Source organism: Salinicola sp. (assembly GCF_982684285.1).
Genome location: NZ_CEXLVS010000388.1, coordinates 1 through 2,373 on the forward strand (window position 1 = coordinate 1; position 2,373 = coordinate 2,373).

A 2,373-nucleotide genomic window follows, 5' to 3' on the forward strand; every position below is an offset into this window, starting at 1 on the left:
CACCGTGTCCTCGAGCTGGGTCGCCAGGCGATCGAGCGACACGTCGTAGTGCCGGGCGATGCGCAGGAAGTCGTTGTCGTCGCTGTCGAGCAGCTTGAGCAGCAGGTGCTCGATATCGACGTCGTACTGGCGCTCGGCCAGGCACAATGCCGCTGCGCCTTCGGTGGCTTCGCGGCAGGGATCGTTGAGCTTGTCGAAAAGGGATTTGAGACTCACGCCGTGGCTCCGTCGTAGGGAATGTCGAAGAGTGCATGGCCGTGGGAGGCGGCCGGTCGGTCGGAGGGTTGGAGCCAACCCAGCCGCCCCAGGTTGATACTGCCGCCCGCACCCAGTTGGGGGGCGGGAATGCTGTGCCTGTCGAGAATCAACTCGATTTCGAAGTCGAGTTCGATGCCGGCGTAGAAACGCACCAGCTTGACGAGCTTCCGGTGCGCTTCGGTGTCCGGCAGTAGCGAGCGGTAGGCGCTCAGGCTCAGCGGCCCGAACGAGACGCGAAAGGCGGATTGATAGTCACGCACCCGGGTGCCGGCCACGGCGCTCTCTCCGAGCCTGGCGTTGGCCTGGCCGAGGCGGGTGTACTGGTCCGGATCGAGGCGTATCCAGCGGCCAGCGAACGAATCGACCCGGCAGGGCAGCTGGAAGGTGTACTCCAGGATCGACTGCAGGTTGCTCGGATTGCGCGGCCGCTGTGACCACAGCCCGGAAAACCAGCTGAACAGGTCACGGCGCAGCGAGCCGGGCGCGTCGTCGCGGGCGAGCGTCTTCTCCAGCGTGGTGGGCGTGAAGCCAACCAGGTGCAGCAGCCAGTCTTCGAAGTCCGCGCTGCCCTTGCGTTCGTATTCGATATGGAAGCGATACTTCTGCCACGCCTCGTAGAACAGCGCCGTCATGCGGTGCGAGAAGAAGTCCATGAACGCGTGGGCGGCATCGTCGCGCTTCTCGATATGCCGGTTGATCAGCAGTTCGGTGTAGGGGCGCGGCAGCACGCCGGACGGCCCCACCAGCCCCATGAACGTGACCTGGATCTCGCTCAGTGGATCGCCGCTGGCGGAACGGACCTTGTCGCTCTCGAAGGAGAGGTCGCTGATCTCGCTGGGCGGGAAGTTCAGCGAGAGCAGCGAGCGAAATCGCAGCGGATCCTGATGGGGGCGGTTTTCGGGATCGATACGCCCGGTGCGGCTGTAGTGCAGCCGCAGCAGGCGCACGAGCTGGAAGAACCCGAATCGCCAGGGCTCGGCGCGGGCCTGGTCGATCAGACCAGGGGCTGAGTACCGGTTCTCGGCTTCCATTGGGCGACTCGCTGTTCGCGCTGACGAGAGCGCAGGGTGAGTTGGGTGAAGCTGTTGAGGCTGCAGTACTGGCCGAAGAAGTGGTCCAGCACCATGCCGAACAGGTAGATACCGCTACCGGTGAACTGGCTTTCGTCGAGCTCCAGCGTGATGCCGGTGCCGCGCACGAAGGCGGGGCGCGGATGACCGATGCGCGTCATCACCGGTTCGCTCGCGATCGAGGAGATGCCGTTGATCTGCTTGCGGATCGCCGACGCCTGGCGATAGTTGTAGAGCGTCAGCAGCTCCATCAGCGCCTCGCGGCCGTCGGAGACCAGTGAAAGATGGTTGAGCGACAGGTGAGAGACCAGGCGCCAGATCAGGCCCTTGCCCATGGGCGGGCGCACCGGAGCCGTCGGCTTGCGCAGGCAGCGGATCTGCTGCACCACCTGCTCGCGTTCGAGGGTGAAATCCCCCTGGGGATGGCCGAAGGTCATCAACTGCGGGAGGTCGCGGTTGCTGCAGGTGAGCTTGAGGCTCAGGGTGTCGCTGCTGGCGTCGAGCATCTCCAGCTCGCGATCGACCACCCGCAGGCGCATCTCGGTGCCCGGGTCGCGGGCGTTTTCCGAAGCGACCCGTCGCGCGATCCAGTAGCTCTGGCGTGCCTGCTTTTCACTGTCCCGCGGTTCGAAGAAGGGCAGGCAGGGGGCAACCTCGTCCTGCATCGCGGTGCGAATCACCCGCGTGACCTCGTCGATCGAGACGATCTCGGTGGATCGGGAATGGCGTACGTCCGGCACCACCGGATATTCATGGCGCGTGTGGCTGAGCTTGATCGGCTCGGCCTGCTGCGGGAACAGGTTGACCACCGGGGTGCAGCCGAGACGGAAATTGTGGCGCCCCACGGTCTGCGCCAGCCGGGCGAGACGCTCGTGCTGGTCGTAGTCGCGGAACAGAAAATGGATCTGAATCTGTGTGACCGACTTGCCCGCGAGTGGCTTCGCCAGCCCGTTCAGGTCGAAGAACAGGAATTTCTCGGGAAAGGTGAAGTACTCGTGAAGCAGTCGGTAGCCCAGGAACGACCGCTCGGAGTAGTCGATCAGCC

General features: G+C 64.6%; 3 protein-coding genes. All 3 read right to left on the minus strand.

Going from position 1 to position 2,373, the window contains the following annotated elements:
- A partial coding sequence (locus AC3AYF_RS20205) for a hypothetical protein (protein ID WP_487780286.1) occupies positions 1 to 216 on the minus strand: 216 nt, incomplete at its 3' end.
- A complete protein-coding gene (gene tssG / locus AC3AYF_RS20210) occupies positions 213 to 1,289 on the minus strand; it encodes a type VI secretion system baseplate subunit TssG (protein WP_295041350.1) in 1,077 nt (358 codons plus the stop codon). The genes AC3AYF_RS20205 and tssG, both read right to left, overlap by 4 nt.
- Positions 1,253 to 2,373: type VI secretion system baseplate subunit TssF (gene tssF, locus AC3AYF_RS20215; RefSeq protein WP_487780287.1), on the minus strand; the 1,121-nt coding region annotated here is incomplete at its 5' end. The genes tssG and tssF, both read right to left, overlap by 37 nt.